A 25396-nucleotide genomic window follows, 5' to 3' on the forward strand; every position below is an offset into this window, starting at 1 on the left:
TTTTATAAATTCACCCATTCAGCAATGGAGATTAGCGCCCATGCAGATTCAGCCAGGCACGCAAAATTTCCGAGACGCTCCAGGCCTGGGCAAAACAGCCGCGTGGAGTAAAAGGCGGCTCAGCATCAAAAATTTCGCTGACTTGACCGATGCAGGCATCGGTAAGGTGCAATCCCAAGGGTTCAAGGAAAGAACGGGCTTTTTCGGCATCCTGGTACACGCGGAAATGGGCGTCCACAAACGGGCCGAGTAACCAGGCCCATACGGTGCCTTGGTGATAGGCGCTGTCGCGTTGTGTCGGATTGCCCTGATAATAAGGCACGTAGCCTGGCTCGCCCTTTGCTAGGCTGCGCAAGCCGAAAGAAGTCAACAGTTCACGAGCACAACTGTCGACAACAGATTTTTGTTGTTCGGCAGACAGCGGACTATGCGGCAAGGAAACAGCAAAAATCTGGTTGGGCCGCAAACGACTGTCGTAGTGGTTGCCATCAGTACCGTCGATGACATCGTATAAACAGCTTCCGGCCGGATTCCAGAAGCGTTGAAAACTGTCTTTTACCTGTGTTGCGGCAGTCTGATAGTCGCGTGCCTGCAGGGTGTGGCCCAATTGCCCGGCAAAGCCCGCCATAATCTTTAAGGCGTTGTACCACAAGGCATTGATTTCCACGCATTTGCCGATGCGCGGCGTAACCACCCAATCGCCGACTTTGGCATCCATCCAGGTCAGTTGTACGCCGTTTTCACCTGCCGCGAGCAGGCCGTCGCCCAAATCGGCCTTAATGCCGTAACGGGTTCCTCTACGATGCCAGTCGATAATGTCGGCCAGCACCGGATAGAGTTCTTCAGCTAACGAAGCATCTTGGCTGAGTTGGGTATATTGATCGATAGCATGAAAATACCAAAGCGTCGCATCGACCGTGTTGTATTCCGGCTCCGTTCCGTTATCCGGGAAGCGATTAGGCAACATGCCGTCACTGACGTAAGTGGCAAAGGTACGCAGAATATTGGCGGCAATATCGAAGCGACCTAAAGCCAACGTCAAGCCGGGCAAGGCGATCATGGTATCGCGACCCCAATCAGCAAACCATGGGTAGCCTGCGATTACAGTCTTGCCTGCCGGTAGGCCGTCCTGGTAACGATCGACAATAAATTGTTTTGCAGCCAGAGCCAGTTGCTTAATCCAGCCGGGAGCATCGGTCGGTAGGAATTGAAGCAAAGCGAGTTGTTGCTCGCGTAGCTGTTGATGTACGGTCGCAAAATCGTCGGCAATGCCTACTTCATCGGAGATCACCACCGTTGCCTGTTCGCCTTCGCCAAGGCTCAGGGTAAAATGGCCGGGGCGAAACAGGTCTTCGCTATCATCCAGGCCACGGGCTGTTTCAGAGCTGTGTTTAAAATGCCAATACCAGACTGGGTCGGGTATAAAAGTAGCCTGTTCACAGCAGAGTCGATAGGCGCATGCGCCTGGAAATGCGTTGACCTCAAAACCATGCAGAATCTCGCGTAGACCTAAATTCCATCCGCCGTAACTATGGCTATGGTAATCCCGGTAAGTGCACAGCGGCGTCAAGTCCACTATCAGTTCATCACTGGCGCGTAGCACCTGTATGTTGACATAGGTTGTATTCTGTCCCGGTTTCATCACGATGCGTTTTTCGATCAAGGCATCGGCAACGGCATAGCGCCAAATAGGCAGACCGTTATCGAGATGAAAGGACTCCAAATAAACATGACCCTGGGGGGTTACGGTGCCGTCGGCGAACTCGTTGCAGAATAAGGGATATTCCTGGCCGCGATAGCGTACGGTAATATCCAGTTTGGCGACCAGCAAGAATCGAACTGCCGGGGGTTCGAAAGCGGCCACCAACAGGCCGTGATAACGGCGGGTATTGGTTTCGCAAACTGTGCCGCAAGCAAAGCCGCCGATGCCGTTGGTTATCAGCCACTCCCGTTCGACAGCTCGCTCAAAGATTCCGCAGTCGCCGGGTCCTAGTTTAATGTTTGTCATATGTTCTCTGTCCCCAACCAAAGTCGGAATTGACGGTTGTGTTTGCTAACGTAGTTCGTAAGTCGTGTTAGCAGGGCGAACCCCGACAACCTGTGCCGCAAAGTGTCGGGGCACACAACTCTAACCTGATCTATATGATTAAACTTCCTGAGACCAGTTATGGCATTGGTTACTTACCTCTTGTTCGGCTTCTAGCCAATCTTCCATGTCATGGCCCGCTGCAAAACCTCTTGCTTCGGCTTTAAGATAAGCACGCTCTGCAACCATTTCACGAAATTTGTCGGGATCAATATCATTGTTATGGTTATTTTGTTGTGATTTTTTGTCAGTCATTTTCTTCTCCTAAATAGAGTTTGTTTGAGTTAGGTCATTCATGCCATTCGACTACGCTCAGGAGAGCGTTCGACAAGGCTCACCACGAACGTCTTAGCCTGCCACTGGTGTTGATACGTGTCGGATTTGTGGTTAACGAGATGGGTTAAGCCAAGCTTCGGTGTATGCTGCAACAGTTATCAGCTTTGCCAGCAATAACACCGAGCAATCCGCCATAAACCAGGTGCCCCATTAACGCCGCCATGACCGCTTTCATGCCGCTGATTTCGGACATGAAAAATCCGGCGCCAGCCATTGGCATGACCAGGGTTTCGGCAATCAGCCACAGGATCAAGCCCCAGGTCAACCCTTTAATAATGGGTGCTCCCGGCAGAAAGCGGAAAACAACAATGGCGTAGACCAGTGGGAAAACAAGGACGCCGAGCATGACATGAACCGCCATACCCATGGCGTAGTTATTGCCCATCATGTTGCCGAGCATGGCCGCGATGTCCATCGGCTGTCCTACCATCATGGGAGCGGCAAAATGCATCATTAATGACATCATCAGGGTTCCGGCGATGCCGCCGAGTATTGTTTTTATGATAGTTGTGTTCATCTTTTTATCCTTTTAGGGTTACAGCTATCTTGAAGTAGCTGTTATTTAGTCTCGGCAAACTCTCATTCCTTACAAAAGATATTCAGAAAATAGAGTAACTCGTTTGCAAGAGGTAGATAAATCAGTACTTGGGGATTGGAGGCGCAGTGGAACGTCTGATCGACGAGGCCGAGCACCGCTGGCCCGAACTGCACGTCGCCTAGATAAAATCGGGGAGGTTTGGTCTAAGTCGGGAACGCGATCGGAGCGGGTACTCGCGGTAAGGCCTGACCCGATCCCTGGTGGCCAGGGTTGCTCTAAGACATCCCGACGATTGCGGGCAGAGAAGCCAAGGTGGTGATTTCCCTGTCGGGCGGTGAGGGGATGCGTTCGGGAGCCTGCCCAAAGCGGTTGCACCAGACCACGCGAAAGCCAAAAGCCTTGGCGGCATGGGCATCCCATGCATTCGACGAGACGAAGCAAATTTGATCAGCCTTCACACCAAATCGATCGGTCGCGAGTCGATAGACGTTCGGGTGAGGCTTGTATATCCCCACTTCCTCGACCGATAAGACCGCATCGAGTAGGTCAGCAATTCCGGAGTTATCGACCGCAGCTTTAAGCATCTTTGGCTCACCGTTGGAAAGTGTGGCAAGCTTCATGCCGTGAGCCTTCAGCTGTGTCAACGTATCCTTTACCTCAGGGTATGCACAGAGCTTCAGGTAAAGCGACATCAAGCGGTCGCGTAATGCCGGGTCTTCGATCTTGAGGCTGGTCATGGCGAAATCGAGGGCGTCTCCGGTTACCTGCCAGAAGTCTGCATGTTTTCCCATCAAGCTACGCAGCCAGGTGTATTGTAGCTGCTTGGTACGCCAAAGGTCGGACAGTGCCTGCCACTGGTCTCCGAGTGCGCTCCTTTCCTGAGCGGCTGCGCTGGTAAAGTCAAATAGCGTCCCGTATGCGTCGAACACGCATGCGGTAATGCCGCTTAAACGCAGTGTTGTCACTTGTTTTCCTCTCAGGCAAGTAGATAACGCCTTCCTTAAAAGCTATTCAGGTTGAAGAGATTGCCGTCAATCGCGGGTAGGCTAAATGAGGTCATAGCGTCACCCGGTTGATGTTTCATAATGCCTTCCTGATTAGCACATTGAATTAATTATTCTGGATTGATTTGCGAAAAGTCAGCAGGACATCTTCATCTCTCAGCAGAAACAGGGCAACGCAAGCCGCCAGCATCGGCCAAGCCGCAAAGAACAAAAGATGGGGCCCCTCAAAGGGCGCCATATATTGTTTAAAAGAGGACAGTGTGGATATTGCATGGATGACCAGGACAAAGCCGTAGCTGAATTTTTTATACAAACCCGCCAGGAATGCGGTCAATATAACCAGTTCGACGACTCCCAATATAATAAGCATCACTGAACCTTCCAGACCGGTTATAAAATAGAATTTTTCATAGATCTTGCCAGCATGTGCCGGATTAATAAATTTATCTATGGTCCACATAAACATCACTAAAAATACGCTGATTCTTAAACCGAATAAGGCGATGGGTAATGATTTATTTTGATTGATCATGAGTGTTCCTTGATGGGATAGCAATCAGGGCAGTTCAGTTAAGGAAAAACTCGTCGTTCCGGCAGAGCCTGCCCCGGCCAGGGATTGCCGGAAGCCAGAGACCAAGGATGGCAAACTCTAAACACATCTCTGTGTACTGGATACCGGCCAACCCTCGCTTCACTCCCCTGCCGATATGACGGTATAACTTAATGGCATGGGTAGTCAGGCTATGCAGCGCATACCCTGACTAGCATCAATTTGTGTCTAATTGTTGAGCCAATTCTCTCAATAAAGCCACATAGATTTGATGGCAAAATTCTGCCGCGTCTTCACTGACAGATTCCCAATTTGAACCCCATTCGACAAGCGTTGAATTATTCAAGGTCACAGGGATCAGGTGCAGGTTGCCGATGTAATGGGTGACTTCAGCGGATGAAACCGGAGAGGGGCCATCATCAATTGAATATCTGACCCTGTGTTCCTGGTCGTTACACTCTAATAGGGTTTCATGAAAGGCATTGTTCAAGATTCTTTTGGCACCCGCTTCGGTGCCTGATTTTTCGCCAACAGCCTCGCATTTTTCAATGGCTCTGGCGGCCCATGACATATCATGGAAATTTTTGATGGTGTCCCATACTTTATCGACGGGGGCATTAACGACTATGGATTGATAGCAATGTGGCATGATGTGTTCCTTATATAATGGAGGAAATAAATAGTTATTGAATATTCATTCAAAAACAATTAAAGCATAGCTTTTATTGAATGAATGTTCAATAATTAGTTTTAGAATTTTTCAGGAATGTGTGACATGGCCAGACCCATAGAATTTGATCGTGAAGAAGTACTCCGGAAAGCCATCGGAGTTTTTTGGCAAAAAGGTTACAGTGGTACATCTATCAAGAATCTGGTCGAAGCGACAGGACTACAGCCGGGCAGTATTTATTCCGCATTCGGCGATAAACGCGGGCTTTTTTTGGCGGCCATTGATGGCTATTTTGAAGACATGAAACGCATGATCTTTACTCTGCTGCATACCGACCAGCCTCCCATTGTCCGGATCGAAACCTTTTTTAACCGGCTGGTCAACGACTCGGTGACTGATGAACATCGCAAAGGCTGTTTTTTGGTCAATACCCTGCTTGAAATTCCGGTTGATGATCAAGAAATCAATTCCCGGTTGCAAGCGATGTTTGGAGAGGTAGAAAATGAATTTAGGGATGTGCTAAAAGAACACATAGCCTCAAGCAGGTTTGATAGTAACCAAAGCCCTGAAGAATTAGCCCGGTTTCTGGTTGCGGGTATATACGGGCTGCGTGTGTTTAATAAAACCCAGCCCGATATTTCAGCCTTGAAATCCATCGTGAATAATTTGCTTTTTGTGTTGAGGGGAAAGTCTTGCAACAATAGAGCCTGACATTTCCAGAAAATGCGCGGTTGAGCGAAGGACACTCAAAGCCCTAATGCTTTAGCCGCAAGCGCAGTGCCGAGGACCCGGTTGGTAATTTTTTCCACAGCAATTTGCCGTGAGCGGGTGGTGTCGTCACCAAAGGGCGAGAAGCCGCAATCATCAGTTGTGCCAAAACGTTCTGCGGGTATAAATTTCGCCGCTTCCAGAATCTGGAGTTTGACCTCTTCCGGTGTTTCAATGTGTGGATTAATGGGATCGATCACGCCGATAAAGATGCGTTGTTCCGGTTTAGAGTGTTCCTTTATGATCTTCAATACTCGGCGGCGATCTTTTTCACTGGCCAATGCTATATAAAAATTGCCTGCTTTAAGCTCAAAAAGATCAGGCAACAGTTCAGAGTAGTCCACGTCTGCACTGTGAGTTGAGTCTTTATCAGCACCCGGGCAGGTATGCACGCCGATTTTTTTTCGTTCCTCGGCAGTAAACCGTTCCAAAACCCGGTTGTTGAGTTTAATAAAATTCTTTAGCAAGTTCCGGGTAGGATCAAGTTTGACCGAAAGCCGCCCTTCGGTAAAATCGACTTGAACGCAATGCGCACCCTGATCCAGACAGCGACGAATGTCGGCTTCGGCTTCATTAACCAGATCATCCAAAAAATCCTCTTTCGGATAATCGGCGATGCCATCTTGCGGATAGAGCAGGCTTAGGGCTGAAGCGGCAATGACGGCCTGTTTTACCGGGACACGGGCATATTTTTGCGCTTTAATCAGATACTGCTGTGCATATGTTTGATAGCGAAAAGGGCCGGAAGTCAGCCTTGGCAGTTGCCGTACATGACCGTCTGAGAAATGAATTTTAATACCGTCCGGCGCAATGTTTGGCAGACCGTGAACCGGATAGGTGGCAAAACTGGGTTTGCTTTGTTCGCCGTCGGTAATTACCGGGGAACCGGTCTCCTCAAGCAGTCGTATCGAATCTCGGACTGCCTGGGTAGTTAGGGCATCAAGCGCCTCTTGATTAATAGCACCTGCTGCAAAATCGGCTATTCCGTCAAGCAATTCCCTAGGTCTGGGAATGCTGCCAATCTGTTCGGTAGGGATAGACATTGTTTGGCTCCTTAATAATTATTAAAAGGTTTAACACTAAAAAAGTATTTGGATGGGTATGACCTTTGCGTAGGTATGCGCTTAAAGGTAATTCCATCACGATGTAGACCATTTGTCGATAACCATCGACAGCAAAGTCAAGACGATAATCCGAGTGCGTGACATCAAGTGAATTCCGATATGGCCACACACACTTTATTATTTTGCAGTGATGCCATTCACGTTCCAATCGTAGTTAATATCCTCCTTGAGCGGTAATTCCGGTAAATCGGATCGATAACGGCGAATGAATGCCTCAACACCGCCTGCAGGCTTAAAATCCTTCCCGAACCAGTCAAAAATCCTGGAAATCTGGATGCTTTCATTGCCAAGTCTAAGCCCTTTATCGGCATTGGTCAGAAACTTTTGCACTTGTTCATCCAGCTGGGCGTTCAATTTCGACGCCGTATAAGGCGTGTTGCGTAGATCAGGGCAACTCACCGAGGCGCAGACGATGGCAAAATGAATACGCGGCTCGCCCATTGGACGCAGGATTTTATTTTCTATGTCATCCAGCGAGACCGTTTTGCCGTCAATACTGCCGGCGGGCTTGCCCCACACAGGACTGAGCAGACTGCCGACATCCTTGATGCTGTCAAGCGGCCAATGATCTATAACCGTTTTTAACGCCAGGATATTGTAGGCGTTGATGTAAAAAGCCAGTTTTTCCTCTTTGCTGTTGAGGTTTTTAACCGGGAAGCTTGATAATTGCTGGTAGGCGGCTTCCAACTTACCGTTTTCTTTCAGTGTCTGGTAATCCACCAAGGCCAGTTTGATATTGTTCTTTGCTCCCGGACTGACATTTTTTAAAACGTCGGCATAAGCGCTCCAGTCCGGTTCCGTGGCAAACGTGTTAAAGCTCAGCATCAGCAGGGCTGTGAATATCATTAAACGTTTCGTTAAAATCATTGGGTATCTCCTAAAAAGTTAGTTATCGCTTTCTTAGTCGGTTTGCAAAACGATAACTTACAAATTCTTTATGTTCTGCCTCATTATTTTTTTCAGGTGTGTTATGTGAGTCGTTGAATAGATCAGTTATTTACTCTCCGTGTAAGGTTTTCTTTTGAAAGACGACTGATTGAATATGTATTTAACCTTTTACCGTCTTTGTGGGGGCGTTACTGTTGTATATAACACTGGCGATACGTTATTTAAATGCGGCCAAAAGGTGGATTAATGGATGAAGGAAAAATTTACACATTCAGATTTAAAGTGGACAGAAAATGCCAATCGGCACGTGCTCGAAGTTTGGAAAAATGATCAGTTGATATTAAGATTTACCGGTCGCGCAACGTATATTTCCAAATCGATACCGTATTCTCGGCCGAGATCGTGTTGGCTAATCAAAGGCAATGACGCGTATATCGCCAAAATTGACATGGTAACCAATCATTTCTGCTGGTGCCATTTCGACGCTACTAAATTAAAACATTACTACTCAAAATAAATGTCCACAGCTAGTTATGGGTGCGTGGCTGCCTGCCGATCACTGGCTGTCTCTGAATGACCGCTTTTCAAGATTAACCAGCCGTTCACTGGAAACCTGTGTCTGTCTCTAAATGGCCGCTATGTATAGTACTCAACTATGTAAAGTGCATAGATGGTTACAGGCTGCGAAGCTCTAGTTCATTAATCTAAAGAAAAATTTGAAGTCTATTAACTTTACATAGTTTCACTTCTACTCTGAAGTAAAAATCCGCACACTTCAACATTTCGAGATCAATTTGGTCATGTAAGACAAGGCTCAGTTAAGATTCCATGCCTCTAAGCCTCCCAATACAAAAATATCAAGCTATCACTACATCCATATAGCTCCATCAGTTACTGAAACTATGTATAGGCCGTTACAAGCAATATCAAGTAGCACATAGGACAGGGATCACAACTATACATAGTTCGGTACTATACATAGTGGCCGGAAATTGTCACTCGGTTTTCCGTAATATTATTAATTATGAATGGCCGCTTTAGAGTAATTTCAAGTGACGGGTTTATTTCGTAATCGGTGGAGGCTTTCGCTGGAATATTTAAATAATCATCACCAGCTGCGATCCGGGTCGTCCATAGAAACAATATCCGCCTCTATAAAACACTTACGCATATCTGCCGTGTGTTCTGCTTCTGCCAATATTTCATCGTAGATAATACGGTTGAGTTCCTCATCGGAGGTATAGGGAATCGAAAGAATATATCGACAGTTATGCTTGTCCAATTTTTCCATAGCAAACTGGCTAAGAATGAGCTGTTCAATATCATTTCGCACCTTGCTTTTTCCTCGCACAAACTTACTGTTGTTCTCAACCTGCAAACATACTTCGACTTTCATAATTCTGGTGACAGGTGTGTTCGCGCTATCTTCAGACTTTTGTATTTTCTGCGGCTCTTCAGCCAACTTGTCCTCTGATTGCGTATATTTGTAATAGGTGTTGCGTGATATACCCAAGATATCGCAAATTTCCTTAACACTCCGTTCTGGATCTTTCTTTAGTGCTAATGCGGCTTTTCGTTTCTTTTCATCCACCCCTTTTGGTCTGCCGCCTTTTCTGCCGCGTGCACGCGCTGATGAAAGTCCAGCATGAGTTCTTTCGCGTATGATGTCTCGCTCAAACTCGGCCAGCGAAGCGAAAATATGAAAAATAAGCTTACCACCAGAGGTCGTAGTATCGATGTTTTCTTGCAGGCTTTTAAATCCGATCCCCCTGGTAACAAGATCACGTACCGTTTCTACCAAGTGCGGTAGAGAGCGTCCCAATCGATCAAGTTTCCAGACAACCAGCGTATCACCAGACCGGCAGCATTGAAGTGCCTCTGCTAATCCTGGCCGTTGTGCCTTAGCTCCATTGGCGGTATCAGTAAAAATACGCTCACACTGCGCAGCTACGAGTGCATCTTGCTGAAGATAGAGATTTTGATTAGTAGTTGAAACTCTGGCATAGCCAACGAACATTAAGGCAGCTCCTTTTTAATAATCAGTTTATACCACGAAACTCAACTTATAATATAATTTTGGTACGTTGATTTAGTATATGGTTTTTATGGTATAAAATTGGTTATCAAAATGGTTTAATTTAGGCTTTTTAAAAATTTAAGCCATTGTACCATAAAAACGACCGTTTTTATGGTACAGGTTGTCGGCCTATTTATCTAATTCCTTTAGCTTTCAGTGAGATTTTTTATCCTTGCCAACGATTCAGGAAACCGCATACCCGCGACTCAAAAACCATGTTTCCGTTCGCGATTTGGCCGTTATTTATACGCCTAATGTGGATGAGTTGGCCTTGGCTAAACAAGTGACCCGTGGGGCGCTTGCCCAGTTGGTATTCCTGGTTCTTTTGAAGATTTTTCAACGTCTGGGATATTTTGTGCCAATTAGCCAAGTACCAACGGTTATCATTGAACATATCGCTGGCGTGGCTCAGATTCAGCCAGCTATCACTGATCTGACTGGCTATGATTTGTCTGGAACGCGCAAGCGCCATTTACAAATCATACGTCAGACACTCCATATCAATTGTTATGGTAAGGATGCACGCCACATCCTGTTGCTGGCCATGAGCCAAGCGGCCAGGACAAAAGAAGAATTAGCCGATCTTATCAATGTCGGCATTGAAGAGTTGGTGCGTAAAAAATATGAGCTTCCTGCCTTCGATACTTTGGTTCGTGGAGCTCGCCATGCACGCACCATTCTCTATCGGCAGTTCTACCAGCAAGTGGATGCTAGGCTGAGCGCTAAAGAAAAGAAAGGTATCGAAACGCTGTTTATTGTTGAACCAGAATCGCGTTTTACGCCCTGGAACACGCTCAAGCAAGAGCCTGGCAGCCCAACCTTGACGCATCTCAAAGTCTGGTTAGACCGGCAAGCCTGGTTGGCCCAGTATCACATCGGCGAACAAGTTCTTGCCGATATTCCTGATGTAAAAATCCAGCACTTCGCGGCGGAAGCCAGAACTTTAGACGCCGCCCGAATGTTGGAAATCGAACCCAAAAAACGCTTAATCCTGGCGGTTTCGTTGCTGAAAGTGCAGTCGAATCAAGTCCTGGACGATTTGGCAGACATGTTCATCAAGCGCATGTCGACCATCCATCAGAAAGGCAAAGATGCACTGGCAGATTATCATGCACGCAACCAGCAGCGTGCCGACGAGCTGGTACAAACCTTACGCGATTTGGTCATTGCCTACCGCACCGAAGGATCCGCCCAGGATAAGATCACAGCGATTGAGGCCTTATTGGCAGACCAAGGTGATGTTATTCTCCAGCGCTGTGATGATCATATGGCTCATGCGGGCGACAACTACTTCGCGTTTCTCTGGCGTTTCTACAAAAGTCATCGCTCTACGCTTTTCCGCCTGCTCAAGCGTATCACAGTACGCACCACCACTCAGGATACAACTTTCGTGACGGCGTTGAATTTTCTGCTGGAACACGAACACAAGCACGGCGAATGGCTGACAGCACCAAAAGCTCCTTGTTTGGATCTCCGCTGGATGTCAGAAGCTTGGTGGCGTCTGGTTACTGAACAGCGCAATCACGATGAAGTACCAAAACGTCTGCACCGCCGCTATTTCGAACTATGCGTCTTTTCGCAGCTGATGATGGAGCTAAAGTCCGGTGATTTGTGTATCCTTGGAAGCAATCATTACGCCGACTATCGTGACCAGCTCATCTCCTGAGAGGAGTATCATCGCGATATCGCCGCCTATGGTGAAATGGTTGGGTTGCCTACCGAAGGCGCTGCTTTCGTAGCACACATGCAAGCACGATTAGCTAAAGTTGCTCAAAAAACTGACCAAGCTTTCCCCGACAATACTGATTTGCGTATTGAGAATGGCGAACCTATTTTATGCCGACCCACAAAAGCAACGACGCCCGCTGGATTACGTAATTTCGAACAACTAATTGCCGACCGGTTGGAACCCACGCATTTATTGGATGTGTTGCGTGACACTGAACACTGGTTGAACTGGACGCGATTTTTTGGCCCCATTTCCGGCCACGACACCAAGCTCGACAATCCCGTTTCGCGTTACCTGACCACTACATTCTGCTATGGTTGCCACCTTGGGTCGGCACAAGCAGCGCGTTCACTGGGTAACGTCGACAGACGGCAACTTTCCTGGGTTCATTGGCGCCATATAACGGAGGAAAGCCTTGAAAAAGCGATTCGGGAAGTTATCAATGCCTATCACCGTTTCGCCCTGCCCAAACAATGGGGAACTGGCAAAAATGCCTCCGTCGATGGCACCAAGTGGGATCTGTATGAGCAGAACCTGTTATCCGAGTACCACATTCGCTATGGTGGATACGGTGGAATTGGCTATTATCACGTTTCCGACACCTACATAGCGCTGTTCTCAAACTTCATTCCCTGTGGGGTCTGGGAAGCGGTCTACCTGCTTGATGGGTTGCTCAAAAACTTTTCCGACATTCAACCCGATACGATTCATGGCGATACCCAGGCGCAAAGTACACCGGTTTTTGCCCTAGCGTCACTTCTGGGGATTTCCTTGATGCCCAGAATCCGTAACTGGAAAGATTTGATATTGTATCGTCCTGACAAAAACAGCACTTACGCTCATATCGATACGCTGTTTTCGGATACCATTGACTGGAAACTGATCCAGACTCATTTGCCGGATATGTTACGGGTGATTCTTTCTATCAAGGCTGGCAGGATTACCGCGTCAACATTGTTGCGAAAACTGGGAACATACAGCAGAAAGAATCGTCTATATCAAGCGTTCCGAGAGCTGGGACGCGTCATCCGAACCGAGTTTTTGTTGAAATACATCAGTGACTCTGAATTGCGTGTACTTATCCAGGCGGCAACTAATAAAAGCGAGGCATTCAATGGATTTTCGCAGTGGCTAGCTTTCGGAGGTGACGGCACAATATCGACCAATGACCGCGATGAGCAGCGCAAAATCATTAAGTACAACCACCTCGTTGCTAACTGCTTAATTTTCCACAATGTTTTCTCTATCAGTCGTGTCTTGCAAGATCTACAGCGCGAAAACTATCCGCTGGAACCTTGGCAGATAGCAGCACTTAGTCCATATTTGACTTGGCATATCAATCGCTTTGGCCGGTACGATTTGGATATGGAAAAACAGCCACCAGAATTGCTCTACGACCTATGGACACATGAGAGTCAAATCCCTTATGGCCCAAAAATGAAGGAATCGTTGTCGTACCCCTATACGACTACCGAATTAGCAGCGGCCCCCACGATCATTGCAGCAGATGGTGCCCCAATGGAAGGCCAACACAGCAATGTAAGGGGTATTTCGAAGCAGATTCAAATAGTCGTCACACCCATCAGCGGCCATCCCGTCCTGTACGGCCGAATCAATGCTCCGCCAACAAAGAACCTATACGACACTAAGAGTGATCAACCAATCGGCGGCGATCCTGAAACCATTCATTCTTATTCGGCCTTTCCGCAACACTGGTATTGGCTCGTTTTTAATGTTGGTAACACTCCAGCCAAGTTCTTCTGGGAAGAATTCGAAGACGACCTTTAAATGTTTGACAGGTCACCATGTTAGCCAGCGTCGCAGCAGCCATTGGAGTCTCGGTGTCAGACGCGTGCGGTTGTAGGCATCCGCCGCCTTCTTGATCGCTTCAGCCTGGGTCGGATAGGCGTGGATGACGTGGGCGAGGGTACGCAGTCCGATCCCTGCGACCATCGCCAGCGTGATCTCGTTGATCATATCGCCTGCATGACGGGCGACGATTGTCGCGCCGAGTATCCGGTCCGTCCGCTCCTTGACGTGGATCTTCACAAAGCCCACCTCCTCGTCGTCGGCGATTGCGCGATCCACGTCGTGCATCGGGATAGTGAAGGTCTTCACCGGGATGTCCCGTTCGCGCGCCTGCCGCACATAAAGTCCGACATGAGCGATTGCCGGATCGGTGTAGGTGCACCAGGGAATCGTCAGTGCACTCAAGCGCTGACGACCAAGAAATAGCGCATTCTGAACCACGATGCGCGCCGACGCGTCGGCGGTATGGGTGAACTTGTGCTCCAGGCAGGCATCGCCGGCGGCATAGATGCGCCGGTTGCTGCTGCACAGGAAATCATCGACCCGAATGCCGGTGGCAGTGTCGAAATCGACGCCAGCGGCCTCCAGATTCAGGCCGTCGACATTCGGTACCCGGCCTGTGCCGACCAGAATGGCATCGACCGTTATCGTGGTGCTGTAGTCGTCGCTGACCAGATCAACGAGCTTCTGCCCGTCTTCCACGCGCACATTGACGGCTCTGGTGTTCAGGCGCACCTCGATGCCGTCGCGCGCAAATGCATCCGAGAGGAGCTGTGCGGCGTCACGCTCTTCCTTGGGCAGGAACAGCGGCTTTTCCTGGGCAATAATGGTCTGCGCTCCGAAGCGGCAGAACGCCTGCGCCAGTTCGCAGCCGAGCGGGCCGCCGCCGATGACCAGCAGGCGACGTGGCAGCTCGGTCAGGTCGAAGATGTTCTCGTTAGTCAGATAGTCGGTCTCGTCGAGGCCGGGAATACAGGGCGTGTTCGGCCGCGCGCCCGTAGCGATAAGTGCCTTTTTGAAGTGCAGTTTCGTGCCATCCACTGTCAGCGTATCGGCTCCGGTGAAGTAGGCCTGGCCGAAGAAGACATCCACGCCGGCCGCGATCAGTCGGTGCACCGAATCGGAGCGGCTGATACGGGCGCGAATACCGCGCATGCGCTCCATCACGGCAGCGAAGTCAACGCGGATATCGCTGGGGATTTGCGCGCCATACTGCTCGGCATTACGCATCTCGGCATACAGCCGCGCCGTGCGGATGATCGCTTTCGACGGCACGCAGCCAACATTCAGGCAGTCGCCTCCAAGCAGGTCGCGTTCGATCAACGCAACCTTCGCACCCAGTGCCGCTGCGGCGTGCGCCGCAACGAGTCCTGCGGTGCCGGCACCGAGAACCACCAGGCTGTACTGGTGTGCTGGCTGCGGATTGCGCCATCCAGCTGGATGCACGTTTTCCAGCCGCTCGCGATCGTGCGCGTTCGATGGGGCTGTCGAGTAAGGGGCGTTGCGCTGCTGCATGGTTGTGATCCTTGAATAAAGGGAGCGGCTAAAGCCAGCCGCCGCGGAATCCGGCGCGCCGTAAACCGGCGCCGACATAGGGACAGTCCCGCATCAGCCGCCAGATCAGTTGGGTGCGATGGTTTTCGATCATCATCACCACGATGCCCTGGTCTAGCCCGAAGTGACCGGCCGAAACCCAGGCGCTACTGTCGGCACTGGCGAGAGTCGGATTGAAGCTGCTGGCGTACTGCTGAGCGGTCAGCATCTCGGGATATCGTTGCAGCATGTTGCGTACGGCGCATAAGGCGATCTCGGGCGCGAACGGCAGCGATGCCAGCGCCGCCCATCCGCTGAGAGTTCCGTCATCGGGTCCGTATGGCACGCCACGCGCGGCATAGCCGAACAAGCGGTGCGGCTGGTTGGCCAGCTCGGGCAGCAGATTGCTGGGACCATCACAGGCCGTCAGGCCCCAGCAGTTTTCGTCATAACCGGCGAACCTATGCGGGTTGCGCCGCGCGTATTCGCGCTGAACCTCAATTGCCCGTCGGCTGTTCTCGAAATAGTCGCAGCGCTTCTCGCGCATGAAGCGATCCCGAATGCCGCGAAAATCGATCCATGCGTGAGAGAACTGGTGCATGAACAGCGGCCCCGCATACAGGTAATCGTAGCCGTACAGATGTTCCCATTGATAGGTTGCCGTCCAGGCCTCGTAACTGTCGTTCTTGAGCGGGTGCGTCGGCGAACCCATCGCGAGGACGTAGAGGACGATAGACTCGTTGTAACCCTCCCACCCATAGTGCAGGAATCCGCATTCCGGTTTCCAACCTTGCCTGATCGTTGCCGCTCCGCCCTGCGACCATCGCCAGTCGACGCGAAGGTATAGCGTCTCGACGAGTTCGCGCAGTTCGGTTTCCTCAGGCGTATTCGCGGTGAAGTACATGCTTGCGGTCAGCGCGCCGGCAATCAGCAGCGCGGAGTCGATGGTCGACAGCTCCGAGCGCCAGACACGGGCACCGGTGTGCATGTCGAGAAAGTGGTAGTAGAAACCTTTGAAGCCGGTCGCCTCCGGGCTGCCGCTTTGATCGCTGTCACGAAAGAAACGCAACACCGAAAGACTGCGTTTGACCGCGTCGGCCCGCGCCATCCAGCCGCGCTCCACCGCCACCGGATAAGCCGACAGGGCGAACCCGACGACGGCAATGCTGGCTGGCGAATTCCCGCGCGAGGTGTCGGCGATCAGTCCATTGGCCGGATTCACCGCTTGCAGGAAGTAGCCGAACGCGGCACGCTGGAGTTGGTCGAGCCTCTGCTCGTTCATCGAACATTCGCCGAGACTTCTGTGAAGTCATCCTGACAGCAGCACAACACCCAGACAGTGAGGTTCTGTCGGAAAGGTGATATGCGCTCCAGCAACAACGAATCCAGTCTCATGAATCCGGTTTTGGAATTGAAGTTTTAGCCGGTAACCGCCCTTTGAGGTTCTTGACAGTGAACGGACCAGGCTCGGCGATCAATTGGCGGGCGGCTTCCACCTGCTCCCACACATTCCACAGCAGCACGCCCCGCACGCGGTCGTTCTGTAAGTAGTAGATGACGCCTTCCTCGTTGGGTCGCGTCCAGTCGGCAAAAGTCTCCAAACGCGAGTCCACTTCGCCCAACGCTTCGTATCCCAAATCGAACATATCGGAGTAAAAGTAGGGCAGGTGATGATAGGGCTCAGACTTGCCTGCCATGTTGCGCCCCGCCAACCGGCCCATGGAATTGGCGTTGTCCTCGTGTTCGACCCGGATGCGCTTTCCCAGCGCAGGGTTGTAGAATGCGGCAACGTCTCCTGCTGCATAGATGTCGGGATGGCTGGTGCGCAGGAATTCGTCCACGACGATTCCGTTTTCCACCTCAAGCCCCACGGATTGAGCAAGTTCAACGTTCGGCGTGATGCCGACTCCCGCCACCACGCCGTCCACCACGATTTCCCGGTTAGCACTCGTTTTCAAAACATGTTGGTTGCCGCGTGTTTCCAAACCAACAATCTCTTCGCCTGCCAACACCTCAACGCCCTTTTGCTTGTAGAAGTTAGACACAAACTGAGCGAGAGGGCTCGGGAAGACGCGGTCTCCAATATCTTTTCCGGGGAAAATCATCACCACTTCTTTCCCGTTCATAGCCAGCGCCGCAGCGACCTCCGAACCGATAAACCCGCCACCGATGACGGCAAACCGCCGCCCCGTTTCGGTGAGCGCACGAAGACGCCGGTAGTCCGGCAGGGTGCGGAAATAAATGATATTGTCATCGCCGAACGGAAGCCGTCGTGGCTTGCCGCCCGTGGCCAACAAGAGTTTTTGATAGGTGAAAACGTCTCCCTTGTCGTCCACAACACGTTTCTGCTGGGGAAAAATTTCTTTGGCGATACAGTCAAGGTGAGTGTTAACGCCTTTGTTTTCCGTCTTGCGCCAGATGCTGTCCAAGGGCTTGCCCTTCCAAAGCGCCTTCGACAGAGGAGGGCGGTCGTACGGAGCGTCAAGCTCCGCGCTGATCAGCCCGATGCTGCCGGTTGAATCGACTTCGCGTATGCCATCCACCGCGGCCGCTGCGGTCATCCCGCCGCCGATGATCAAATACTGATAGTGCGTCATAGTTTGTGTCTCCTGTCTTTTACTTGCTCTTTCCAAAGTTACTGTCCGGACTCGTACAGCGCCATTATAGATTGATAAAAAATTGTCCTTCACACATAGAATGTTGTCTGTACGCTGACGAACACAACGCCATGTTCTGACCACTACGTTTCAAAGATCCTAATGAACATGGAGTTATGGGTGCCTAAAATTACTTATCCTCGATCATGACTTCAAAATCATTGGCCGCCAGCACTCGCTGCGAGACAGGAGTCGAGTAGTCCCCAAAAGCGATAGTGCATGTATTTTCATGAAGCGCTTTTTGCGTAGTGAAATGGAGGTTTTCCGAAATCGCGTCGAGTCATTGCGAGAATGATGCTGGGCACCCCTTGTTGGGTGTCCAGCGAAAAAAGCAGGACGGCTGGGGCAGACGCAGGCATTAGCGATCACGTAGCTTTTGCCGCTTGTTGGGCAGGGATGCCCATAAAAGCTTTAGCAAAAATAGTGACTCCCCGGTCAACCTGGAACTTGTTAGGTTCTGTTGACGTTTCATCTCAACCATAACAGTGCCGAGGAAAACGACAGCATTCCCATGTAATTAATAGCCTTTTTCTCATATCGCGTAGCAATTCTGCAATAGTGCTTGAACTTGCCAAACAGGCATTCGACGACATGTCGCTCTTTATAATGCCAATAATCACACTCTATTTCTTATTTCCGGTTGGATTTTGGTGGGATAACGTAAAGTCAGTTGGTTCACTTGAATCGACTGGCCGCTTTTCGTGGGTATGGTGTCATTCGGAAATATGGATTGAATGGCTCTTATGGGTCGTTTTTTGTCGGTCGGCTATCCTTTAATTTGCTCAGTATGAATGCCTGCTTTATGGCCCAAAAATGAAGGAATTGTTATCGTGCTCTTTAATGCTGAGCCGAAATAGCGAGGCCACTAACTTAGTCACCCGCAACTTCGGCATACTCAGCCAGGCGCTCGTTGGCCTCATCCAGCTCGAAGAGCTTGGGATCGAATGAGCCGCCCAACCACTCGATAAGCTCGCGACGGCGGGCATTCCGCCTCCCCGCCAGGGTTTTCAGCATATCGGCGTAGCCCCATGACCCGCCGCAATCCTCAGGTGGGCATGCATTTTTCCCCGTAACACAGCGCGGATAGATGACACCGGGCCGAATCCTCATCTCTTTCTCGATTGTGACCAGATGCTCCCAGTTGTCGCCAAAGTCATAAACGTAACACAGCGTATCCCCAATGCGGCATACGTCGGCCAGGGTCGAACTGTCGTTGAGTTCTAATCCAGGCTCGGCGTGAAAAGAAAAGAGGTGGGCCAACTCCCAACTCCCAACCCATAACGCCCTGAATGAAGTAGTGCAGTTGCGACAGTGTGATGGTCGCGTAGGTATCGAAGCGCCGCCAGACCATCGGGCTTGTGTCCGCCAGAACAACTTTGATACGCCAAACGGGTGGGTGATTTATCGCCATGTGTGAAACTCCGTTCCCATTTCCCCGAAGTATTGTTCATGCCGTTTACCGAATTCAATCATTAACTTTCGGTTTAACAACGGATCAGTGCAGCATTGAGCGCACGTAGAGACAACATCCCGATAGATTACTGCCGGAACTTTTCTTTCCCCTGATAATTCATTAGAAGCTTATTGCCTAATTGATCGGTTGTTTTACTTCCCCTTTGGAACATGAAAATATTGGGAAGTTGGCCGTAGGCCGCAAAAACAACATACCGCCAACTCGGGTCTGGAGTTCCCTTCTCAGAAAGAACCTCCACCGAATAATTGATGTCTCCACCATTACTCAGTTCGTCATAAGCAGCAGAGCATTTTTTCGGACCATCTGCGATCAACACACAGGGTCCGATTACATCGTAATCAACAAAATCCGTACTTGCTTCAATGCCCAGCAGTTCTGACAAATCGTCCCTTTCAGTATCAGACAACGCCGCCTGACTATTCAGGAACCAAAGCAATTGTTTTACTGTAATGCCGATAGCGTTGGCAATGTTGCCTGGCTTATTGGGCCAACAATCAACCAGTATTTTTGCTTTGATCGCACAACACCGGTTCCAATCCTCAACGGTTGTGTAATCCCTATTTTCATCCTCCCCGGTTTCCAACCAGTAGCAACCGGTATTTATCTCATTCCGCCGAAAATGCATTTTCTGATTTTGTGGAACATTTGATTCCCATGAGAAAAGCCAGGAGCCGCCAACCCAATCCAGTTTTGAGAAATCCAAAGCGGCGTTACTTGCATTGACGGGCAATCCCATCCATTCTGACGCCCGTTCTTTAACGGATTTAGTGCTATGCATTTCCCATATACGGCGATTGATGTGTTCATTGTGGACATTCAGGGCATAATCATTCAACTCTTTTACGTCGTTGATGACATGCCCATCACGATTATACCAACCCAGTTCAAGCCCGCCTTGTTGAGCAACACGCAACGAGGCAGAAAACCGCTTGTCCTTGCCATCCGCCACCACAAGCGATATATCACCCATATTGCCTAACGAACTTTGCAAGTGAGGGCATGCATTGGCAATATGACGATTGATCTTCAGGTGATCTGGGTATCCGCGTAAGCCAGATGCCTTTTCCCAGCCTTCCAGCAAAACACTAAATAATGATCTCGGCTCATCGAATAACGAAAACGTGTACCATTCGATTTGGGTGCCTGGGACAGTAAGTCCATATAGAAGCAACGGCTTCAAATTGAGCTTTTCGGCATCTTTTAATCGAATCGGATCGCTAACAAAAACAATACCCTTCTCGATATGTAGAAAAACATGTTTTGCGATTGCGACATAGAAATGATGTTCGCGAGTGCAAGCCTTTAATTTCATGATAATAGGTTCATTTTTTGGAAATTTTGCATGTAAATCCAGGGCATAGTAGTTCAAGCCGGGTATCTTGCTCATATTTGCACACAATGTGAGCCCTGAGCGATGTTACAAGTCTTATGGATTATGTTTGCAGGCCGCTACAGTTACCCCCCGCGCTCTACCTGTCTATTGCCGCCAAGCCATCATCAATTGACACAACACCGGCGTACAGCAACATTAAACGCCAAGCCGAATAAGGGATAGCCCGCGCATCATCGGAATCCGGCCTAGCCCTCCATTTCCGGATTGTTGAAGACCCTTTTTTTGGGTTAAACGACACACCCACCAAGGCCGCCGCTACACTCTGTGACCAACCCGTCAGTTTTACCAAACAGTCCACCTCTTGGGGTGACGGCGGCACATAAGCCGGGTGGCCGAATGGCAAAGCACACGGCCGGTTACTAAATGCTTCTAGCGATACCGGCAACGAACCGCCGACATCATAAATAGGTGCTATTTCCATGACTATCTCTTTAAATAATAACTGATGTTACGCAGCCAGTAATTTTTGCAACTCTTCATAAGCTATCTGGTTCGCTTTGATAAACAGCTTAGTTCTTAGCGCAAAATGATTGGCCTTGTGTTTTATCTTCAGACATTCCAGCTTGAACACCGCATAGATCGACATGAAGACATGGTTGTTCTGGGTAGTGACCGTACGGGTTGGTGACTTTGCCAACCCCGCATTGGATTTTAATGACTTGTGAAACTCCTCAACTTTCCACCGTTTTTGGTAGATCGTGGCGGCTTGTTCGCCATTGCACGCTAAATCACTGCATACCAGATTCAATAGGCCGATGCTGCCGTCTTTGTTTGTAAAGACCCGACGGACGAAAAGCACCTCATGAGGAAAACCTTTCATCCAACCGCGCACCGCCTGCTGATCCGCCAATTCCAGCTGACTGATCCGTACAAAACGGCCTTCTTTCTTGTCGTCTTCTGTTAAAGCCACCCAGCGGTTATCCTTTAGGGCGCTGATGAAGTGCTTGTCTTTTTTCAGGATGAACTCAAAGTTTTCCTTGCTGGCAAACCAACTATCTGTCAACACATAGCGGAACTTGATGGCATTCGCCACACTGGTCGCTATCATCTCCCGCATCAGCTCATTTTTGGTGAACTCACTGGCCCGCTTGACCTTGCGGGTCTTCACATCACTGAACTGGTAAGGCTTGCGCACCACTTCAAAGGCGACGGGAATTGAAACTTCCCCACTATAGTATAGGGCGTTCAGCAAATTGATTCCTTTGACCGAACGCCCTTTGCAGTGATCATAGTGCCAGCACATGATTTCGTTCTCATCCGTCCAGGTCTTCTCCTGAATGGTATCGTCAAATATCAAGCAACCATCTTCCCGTTCTATCTGGCGTACTGTCGCTTTAACTTGCCCCCACAGGTCTTTGGAGGTAAATGCTTTCGATGCCAGAAAACGCGTCATCTGGTCATGGCTTATATCCCCTTCCATCATTGCCGACAATCCGGTCGCCGTCGCAAACCCGTTATTGCAGATCAGGTAGTCTGTGTATAATTCTAGTTTTATTTTTTCCATCCCGAAATAATACGCTTTTTGAGGGGGGTGCGTAACATCAGTCAGTCATATAAACTTGTTCATCAATTAGTCAATTCCCAGCCATCTGATGGTCGTTTATTTCTAATGAGCGGAACCCCTCATCAAGGTAGCGAGGCAAGATTTAAAAATCTCCTTCGTCTTCTGGCTGATGAGGGGCAGTCTTTGGAAAGTGTAGCCGGAAAGGTGATTTACCGAACCAAAGACCGTATAAGAGATTGGCGGGGACAGCCACTTTTTCCGAGTAGACAAATAAATCCACCGACAGTAGTGCAACTTGGTTTTGCGTATGAGCAGTGGTATGAAGGGATAGGCAGTCTTTATGACCAAGCGGAAAATGGAGGCAGTCGCAGTCGTGCGACCGGCTGGGCAAAAGGGCAAGCACTGCAATGGGCAGCCTCCAGCGTACAGGCAGGGCTTGGTTTTCTTGTCAGGCTCAGTATGCGTAGGCTTGGATGGGGAGTTGAGCATACAGAACTTAGCGGAGCGATGGCGGCACTTCGTCCATATCGTGGGGGTGCAGTAAATGAACCGATACCAGTACTATTTGCACGCCTAATTAAGCAAGTTGGATTGCAAAAGGAAAATGATGACAAGGTAAGTGACCTTGAGGAGCTTGAGGACGAACCCTGGGCTCCAGATCCTTTACTTCTTGCCGATTTACTAAAAGAAGGGGTTAGTCTCCTTAGTACGGAGGCAGCTGATGCTAAATGGGAGGCTTTGTGTCGGATCATTGAAAAGTCTGATGACGAAAAAATAGTGTTTTTCGCTCAACCTGTGGAAACAGTTGGCGTTGTTGCATCATTTCTTAAGAAAAGATTCGATGTTGATCCTGCCATCATAATTGGAAATCAAAGTGATGAGGAACGATTATCTCAAATTAGAGAATTCCAGTCGGTCGATGGCCCTAGGTTCTTAGTTTCGTCCCGAGCAGGTGGCGAAGGTCTAAATATGCAGCGAGCTCGGCGCTTAGTTCATCTGGACGTTCCTTGGAATCCAATGGATCTTGAGCAGCGTGTAGGCCGTGTTCATCGCTTTGGTTCAAGTAAAACAATTATTGTGGATACAATCGTTGCGGCGGGAAGCCGTGAGGTCGATATGTATCGGATCGCTAGAGAAAAGCTAGCCCTTATCTCCTCGCAATTAGATCCAGAGCAATTTGAAATATTGTTTAGTCGGGTTATGTCACTTGTTCCGCCCAAAGAGTTAGAAGACGTTATCGGTAGTGCTCCGAAAGGCACTTTAGGAATGCTAGAATCAAATGCAATTGGTATGCTTGTAACCGAAGGATTCAAAATCTGGAGTTTATTTGATGACACCTATCGGCACGAAGCTGAAAAAATTCGCGCGATTGAACCTGGCAACGCAACATGGTCTGATTTAGCTAGTTTTTTATCTAAATATGGGGATGCTGTTGCAACCGATGATGTCGAAGTGGCTACGTTTAAGTTTAAAGACGATGAAATCGTATCTGTTGAAGAACAGCTGCCTGCAATTGCTGTCGGTTCCAGAACATACGTCTGTGGCGATACGGGAGGCTTGCCTGTAGATATGGTTGGTGGGCAACAGGTACATGCCTTAGGAATGAATCTTCCTGAAATTACCGAAACATTAACTAATCGTTTTATTCCCGAGAAAATTGTAGGCTGTGCATTACTTAGAAATGATGCTGATATTCTTTCAGTTTTCGATGGTATTCCTGTAGCTGGTTTGCTCGTTTTTTTGAGGCAAACAATTCATTGTGAATTGGGAAATAGCAGGGAAATTGATTTATCATTCAATTTCTTTGCCTTGTTAACCAATGGTGAAAGATATCAATTATCCTCTACCGAACAAGCGAAAATAGTAAGAGCAATATTTCAAGCGCAAAGATCAAAGCAACTCGCGGCGGCTGATGTTATTAAGCAGTTGAAGGATTATGAGGTTGATAAAATTCTTGAACTCAAAATTCCCAATGATCAGGAAATTTCCATGGGAATCAGGCATGCAGTTTGGCCTATCGCGGCAATCGCGTTTGTTTAAAATAAATTGGAAGGAGAACAGTATCAAGATTAATGAATAATTACATTGAGCTAACTAATAACCGAGGGTAATAAAGTATTTATTTATAAAATTAATTATAAGTTAATAATTTTTATTATTTTTTTAGGTAAAACTGCTCGTTGTGTTTAACAAAAATATTCGTTATAGCTTAGTACTTAGAGGGTTGTGTTACTTGGCATGATATCTGCTTTGGTGTTAAGTAACTATCATTCACTACACAAGGAAAAGTTTCATGCCTAAATTAATTTCTGAATCTGTCCGTCAACACGTCATCAAAATTGCCACTCAACAAGGCTTTGTCGCCCAATTGAAAGATAATGGCGAAGATCAGTATGTTAAAAATCTGATGTTTTATTCCAAGCCGTTAAACCAATTTATTTATATCCGTAAGGATAGAGCAGTTGGAGCGGGTGGCGTTCCTGCTTATTTTCAGGTTGCTTTACACCCCGACTTTTTTAACAAGAGCTGGGCAGCGTCATCCGACGGTATTCAGGAACACATTAACCGCCAGAAGAAGAAAAACCTGCATTCCAGCAGTTATTATCAGAAATTTCCCGTTTTTTCGGAAAACAACGAGCCGTGTGGTATGTGTTTTAAGGCTGCTGATTTTGATGCCTTGGAAAGATTATTTCAGCGGATGGCATCAGGTAAAGTGTTTGCTAGTGAGCAGTATATTGAGCCGCTGAGTCAACATGCTACACAAAAAACGGATCAATCCAAGGTCGCTTTAGCAGCAGATAGTTATTCGATTCCAGAAGTGGAAGCTGAATTGACCTCAAAAATCAAAGTTGAAGCAATTAATGGCATACCGACTAAAGGCTTGATTATAAAAAGTCCTTATATCGATAGAATTCTGGCCGGAACCAAGACTTGGGAAATGCGCTCAAGCAGTACCAGTCAACGTGGACCTATTGCGTTAATTAAACAAGGCACAGGGCAAATTGTGGGTGTAGCCAATCTGGTTGGGGTCAAAGGACCGCTCAGTGAGCAAGATAAGATGAACAATATCGACCAGCACCAGATTTCCGAGGAGCGTCTGCAATCGGGCGATACTGAAAAATGGAATGTTGCCTGGATACTTGAAAGCGCCCAACCGCTGGAAACACCGGTTAATTACCAACATCCGAATGGGGCTGTCATCTGGGTGAATCTGGAACCACAGGTGCAAGCAAAGCTTGCGCTTGCAATCGCTTAA

The 25396-nt window shown here is 48.9% G+C and carries 22 protein-coding genes; 5 read left to right on the plus strand and 17 right to left on the minus strand.

Annotated elements, in window-relative coordinates; translation table 11 throughout:
• Positions 1-31: 31 nt before the first annotated feature.
• The 6 genes from ABXJ76_RS06265 to ABXJ76_RS06290 all read right to left on the minus strand — a co-directional run bounded on the left by ABXJ76_RS06265 (position 32) and on the right by ABXJ76_RS06290 (position 5163).
• Positions 32-2008, minus strand: coding sequence for an amylo-alpha-1,6-glucosidase (locus ABXJ76_RS06265; protein WP_432745216.1), 1977 nt, complete (start codon positions 2006-2008; stop codon positions 32-34).
• 138 nt (positions 2009-2146) lie between these two features.
• Positions 2147-2341: a DUF2934 domain-containing protein gene (locus ABXJ76_RS06270; protein ID WP_432745218.1), complete on the minus strand. Its 195-nt coding sequence runs from the start codon at positions 2339-2341 to the stop codon at positions 2147-2149.
• Positions 2342-2486: 145 nt separating this feature from the next.
• Positions 2487-2939 carry a DUF6789 family protein gene (locus ABXJ76_RS06275; RefSeq protein ID WP_432745220.1) on the minus strand — a complete coding sequence of 151 codons (453 nt, stop codon included), beginning with the start codon at positions 2937-2939 and terminating at the stop codon, positions 2487-2489.
• Between the two features lie 296 nt (positions 2940-3235).
• Positions 3236-3925, minus strand: coding sequence for a haloacid dehalogenase type II (locus tag ABXJ76_RS06280; protein WP_432745222.1), 690 nt, complete (start codon positions 3923-3925; stop codon positions 3236-3238).
• 145 nt (positions 3926-4070) lie between these two features.
• On the minus strand, positions 4071-4496 hold the full coding sequence (locus tag ABXJ76_RS06285; RefSeq protein WP_432745224.1) for a hypothetical protein: 426 nt from the start codon (positions 4494-4496) through the stop codon (positions 4071-4073).
• Positions 4497-4731: 235 nt separating this feature from the next.
• Entirely contained in the window at positions 4732-5163 is a 432-nt protein-coding gene (locus ABXJ76_RS06290; protein ID WP_432745226.1) for an SRPBCC family protein, read from the minus strand.
• A 126-nt stretch (positions 5164-5289) separates the two neighbouring features.
• Here ABXJ76_RS06290 and ABXJ76_RS06295 point away from each other — a divergent pair, with 126 nt between their 5' ends.
• On the plus strand, positions 5290-5895 hold the full coding sequence (locus ABXJ76_RS06295; protein ID WP_432745229.1) for a TetR/AcrR family transcriptional regulator: 606 nt from the start codon (positions 5290-5292) through the stop codon (positions 5893-5895).
• Between the two features lie 35 nt (positions 5896-5930).
• Here the strand turns inward: ABXJ76_RS06295 and ABXJ76_RS06300 are convergent, their stop codons facing one another.
• The 3 genes from ABXJ76_RS06300 to ABXJ76_RS06310 all read right to left on the minus strand — a co-directional run bounded on the left by ABXJ76_RS06300 (position 5931) and on the right by ABXJ76_RS06310 (position 9981).
• Positions 5931-6995 carry a cobalamin-independent methionine synthase II family protein gene (locus ABXJ76_RS06300; protein ID WP_432745232.1) on the minus strand — a complete coding sequence of 355 codons (1065 nt, stop codon included), beginning with the start codon at positions 6993-6995 and terminating at the stop codon, positions 5931-5933.
• A gap of 198 nt (positions 6996-7193) precedes the next feature.
• Positions 7194-7943 carry a DUF547 domain-containing protein gene (locus ABXJ76_RS06305; protein ID WP_432745233.1) on the minus strand — a complete coding sequence of 250 codons (750 nt, stop codon included), beginning with the start codon at positions 7941-7943 and terminating at the stop codon, positions 7194-7196.
• A gap of 1129 nt (positions 7944-9072) precedes the next feature.
• Positions 9073-9981 (minus strand): recombinase family protein, encoded by a 909-nt coding sequence (locus tag ABXJ76_RS06310; RefSeq protein ID WP_432745235.1) that lies wholly within the window; start codon positions 9979-9981, stop codon positions 9073-9075.
• 232 nt (positions 9982-10213) lie between these two features.
• Between ABXJ76_RS06310 and ABXJ76_RS06315 the strand changes: the two genes are divergently transcribed.
• Entirely contained in the window at positions 10214-11707 is a 1494-nt protein-coding gene (locus ABXJ76_RS06315) for a DUF4158 domain-containing protein (RefSeq protein WP_432745238.1), read from the plus strand.
• A 78-nt stretch (positions 11708-11785) separates the two neighbouring features.
• The gene (locus ABXJ76_RS06320; RefSeq protein WP_432745240.1) at positions 11786-13558 is read left to right on the plus strand and encodes a transposase; all 1773 of its coding nucleotides are present in this window, start codon (positions 11786-11788) and stop codon (positions 13556-13558) included.
• A gap of 12 nt (positions 13559-13570) precedes the next feature.
• Here ABXJ76_RS06320 and ABXJ76_RS06325 read toward each other — a convergent pair whose 3' ends face one another.
• The 8 genes from ABXJ76_RS06325 to ABXJ76_RS06360 form a co-directional block, all read right to left on the minus strand.
• On the minus strand, positions 13571-15094 hold the full coding sequence (locus ABXJ76_RS06325; RefSeq protein WP_432745242.1) for a mercuric reductase: 1524 nt from the start codon (positions 15092-15094) through the stop codon (positions 13571-13573).
• Between the two features lie 28 nt (positions 15095-15122).
• Complete coding sequence (locus ABXJ76_RS06330) at positions 15123-16394, minus strand: glucoamylase family protein (protein WP_432745245.1); 1272 nt, start codon at positions 16392-16394, stop codon at positions 15123-15125.
• A 109-nt stretch (positions 16395-16503) separates the two neighbouring features.
• Positions 16504-17709, minus strand: a complete 1206-nt coding sequence (locus ABXJ76_RS06335; RefSeq protein WP_432745248.1) for an NAD(P)/FAD-dependent oxidoreductase — start codon at positions 17707-17709, stop codon at positions 16504-16506.
• Between the two features lie 930 nt (positions 17710-18639).
• Positions 18640-19029 carry a plasmid pRiA4b ORF-3 family protein gene (locus ABXJ76_RS06340; protein ID WP_432745251.1) on the minus strand — a complete coding sequence of 130 codons (390 nt, stop codon included), beginning with the start codon at positions 19027-19029 and terminating at the stop codon, positions 18640-18642.
• Positions 18923-19180: an IS1096 element passenger TnpR family protein gene (locus tag ABXJ76_RS06345; protein WP_432745253.1), complete on the minus strand. Its 258-nt coding sequence runs from the start codon at positions 19178-19180 to the stop codon at positions 18923-18925. Before ABXJ76_RS06345 ends, ABXJ76_RS06340 begins: the two co-directional genes overlap by 107 nt.
• A 127-nt stretch (positions 19181-19307) precedes the next feature.
• Complete coding sequence (locus ABXJ76_RS06350; RefSeq protein ID WP_432745256.1) at positions 19308-20630, minus strand: hypothetical protein; 1323 nt, start codon at positions 20628-20630, stop codon at positions 19308-19310.
• An 82-nt stretch (positions 20631-20712) separates the two neighbouring features.
• Complete coding sequence (locus ABXJ76_RS06355) at positions 20713-21057, minus strand: hypothetical protein (protein WP_432745258.1); 345 nt, start codon at positions 21055-21057, stop codon at positions 20713-20715.
• A 27-nt stretch (positions 21058-21084) separates the two neighbouring features.
• Entirely contained in the window at positions 21085-22140 is a 1056-nt protein-coding gene (locus ABXJ76_RS06360) for an IS701 family transposase (RefSeq protein WP_432745261.1), read from the minus strand.
• A 105-nt stretch (positions 22141-22245) separates the two neighbouring features.
• Here ABXJ76_RS06360 and ABXJ76_RS06365 point away from each other — a divergent pair, with 105 nt between their 5' ends.
• Together ABXJ76_RS06365 and ABXJ76_RS06370 are read left to right on the plus strand one after the other, a co-directional pair.
• Positions 22246-24180 (plus strand): helicase-related protein, encoded by a 1935-nt coding sequence (locus tag ABXJ76_RS06365; RefSeq protein WP_432745263.1) that lies wholly within the window; start codon positions 22246-22248, stop codon positions 24178-24180.
• A gap of 253 nt (positions 24181-24433) precedes the next feature.
• A complete protein-coding gene (locus ABXJ76_RS06370; RefSeq protein ID WP_432745264.1) occupies positions 24434-25396 on the plus strand; it encodes an ASCH domain-containing protein in 963 nt (320 codons plus the stop codon).

The organism is Methylobacter arcticus, from assembly GCF_050917435.1.
In the GTDB taxonomy this organism is placed as follows: Bacteria; Pseudomonadota; Gammaproteobacteria; order Methylococcales; family Methylomonadaceae; genus Methylobacter_A; species Methylobacter_A titanis.